Here is a 2,413-nt window from a genome sequence, read left to right as displayed (position 1 = left end):
GCGGATTGGTATTGCGGGCACTTTTGTCATAAATTAAATTTCCATACTCATCGGCCTTTTTCGCATAAACAATGGACACCTCGGCAGTTAGGGCCGTTTCAAGCAAATACCTCTTATCTGCTAAAGAAATATACGGTTTGTCTTTCACAACTAATTCATTATCCATACCGATATCAGACAGAATCGCAGGAAGACCGACACCGCCGGCACGAATTCTTTCAGCTAAGATTCCCTGTGGTGAAAATTCGACCTCTAGTTTTCCTTCATGCATCAGCTGTCCTGCAAATGGATTGGAACCGATATGAGAGGCGATGACTTTCGATGCTCTTTGTTGGCTGACTAATTTTCCAATGCCAATATGTGGGAAACCTGTGTCGTTCCCTATTAGCGTAAGATCACGAACTCCTTTTTCAAGAATGCCATCAATTATGTCAGGTGGTGAGCCGACCCCGCCAAACCCGCCAAACATCAATGTCATTCCATCATGGAAATATTCCATGACTGCCTCTATTGTAGTCACTTTTCTAAACGGATTTTCCATTTCAGTTTCCCCCCTTTCGTTCATTCATTGTGTTGACACTGAGAAGCCTCTAAATGTTTCTATTAGCAACTTGACCAGTTCATCCATCTCTTTCTGAGTAATGGTTAGTGGTGGTGAAATAATAATTGAATCACCATTAATTCCATCCATTCCTGCACCAGCAGGATAAATAATCAGCCCTTTTTCCTTGGCCAATTCGACCATTCTTTGTGTTACATGCGCATTTCTAGGGAATGGTGTTTTGGTTGCGGCATCCTGGACAAACTCGATTCCTAGCAATAACCCCTTGCCGCGGACATCACCAATAAACGAGTAGTGTTGCTTTAGATTTTCAAGCTGGCCACGTAAATAATTCCCTTTATTTTCAACCTCCTGAATAATATTGTTTTCTTCTAAGAATTGAAGGACCGCCAAGGCAGCTGCACATGCCTGCGGATTCGCACTCAAGGTATGTCCGCTCATTACGGCCTTGGTACCAGCCAATATCGGTTCGATGACCTTTTCACTCGCGATAGCTGCGGCTATCGGTGCATACCCCGCACCCATCCCTTTTCCTAATGCAACAATATCAGGGGTGATTCCCCATTGTTCACAAGCCAGCATGGTCCCCGTTCGGCCACAGCCAGTCATGACTTCATCGGCGATAAACAGGATGTCATAATCCTCACAAATTTGCTTTAAGACCTTGTAATAACCAGGGGGTGGGGTTATAGCTCCTCCTGCAGCGCCAATCACTGGTTCAGCGATAAAAGCAGCGATTTGATTGGCTCCGATCCGCTTGATCGCTGTTTCCAACTCATGGGCACATAAGTAATTACAACTTGTTGACTCGAGGTTATATGGGCAACGGAAGCAATAAGGGGGATGAATGACTGGGAAATCCTCTAAAAGTGGAACAAATCTTGCTCTCCTTGCTGTATGCCCTGACATGGATAGTGCTCCTAGGGTTATCCCGTGGTAGCTCACCCATCTTGAAAGCACCTTAGATTTCGTTTGCACCCCCTTTTCCTGCCAATATTGAATCGCCATTTTCATCGCCGTTTCAGTAGCCTCAGAACCACTGTTCACAAAGAAGCACCAATTCAGATCTCCAGGAAGCATATCTGCCATTTTTTTCGCTAAATTCTCGGCTGCCTCACTCGTAAATTGGGAGCGATACACAAAGGACACCTTTTTTGCTTGTTCATTCATCGCTTCAATAATCTCTGGTACACCATGACCAATATTGGCTGTTACTGCACCGGAAGCAGCATCTAAATACTTTTTCCCATCCATATCAAATAAATAAATTCCTTGGCCATAGTCAATGACTGGATAAATATCATCGAGCATTGGCTTTATGAGAAAAGAATGATCCAAAGGGATTCACTTCCTTTTTAAATTAGGCAGTCCTTATAAAAATTGTATGAATGGTTTCTATGTTTCTTTCATGTTATTTACAAAGAAAATCGGATGCCAAGTTAGTTTAATTGAAAGGAAACTTTTACATTTCATAATGATTCATATAAAATTACTCTTAGAATAGAGAAGGAATGGATCCGATGAGCGCAATCAAAAAAATAAAGTTAAAAACAAAAGAGATTTCGACAATACAATTAATCGTTATTTTTTATTTATCTGCTTTAGTCATCTCGACACTTTTATTAAAAATTCCAATGGCCCATCGCGAGAATGTAACACTCAGCTTTATCGATGCCATGTTTACCTCGGCTAGTGCGATAAGTGTTACTGGGTTAAGTGTGATATCCATTAAAGATACTTTTAGCAACTTTGGAATCTTTCTCTTATGCTTAATTCTGCAATTGGGTGGATTAGGGGTCATGTCTTTAAGTACATTCCTTTGGATTATGCTTGGCAAAAAGGTTGGCTTAA

General features: G+C 41.6%; 1 protein-coding gene and 2 pseudogenes. 1 reads left to right on the top strand and 2 read right to left on the bottom strand.

The features are described 5' to 3' along the window. Together V7659_RS17800 and V7659_RS17795 are read right to left on the bottom strand one after the other, a co-directional pair. A pseudogene (locus V7659_RS17800) lies at window positions 1-469 on the bottom strand (CoA transferase subunit A); the annotation flags it as partial. Window positions 470-565: 96 nt separating this feature from the next. Then, window positions 566-1,900, bottom strand: a complete 1,335-nt coding sequence (locus V7659_RS17795) for an aspartate aminotransferase family protein (protein WP_335541139.1) — start codon at window positions 1,898-1,900, stop codon at window positions 566-568. Between the two features lie 191 nt (window positions 1,901-2,091). On the opposite strand from V7659_RS17795, the pseudogene V7659_RS17790 reads away from it, so the two are divergent. After that, window positions 2,092-2,413, top strand: a pseudogene (locus tag V7659_RS17790) (potassium transporter TrkG); the annotation flags it as partial.

It is taken from the genome of Neobacillus drentensis, assembly GCF_036966985.1.
Lineage (GTDB): Bacteria > Bacillota > Bacilli > Bacillales > Cytobacillaceae > Neobacillus > Neobacillus drentensis_E.
Note: the sequence above shows the minus strand (reverse complement) of the source record. Positions and strands in the feature narration are given on the sequence as shown.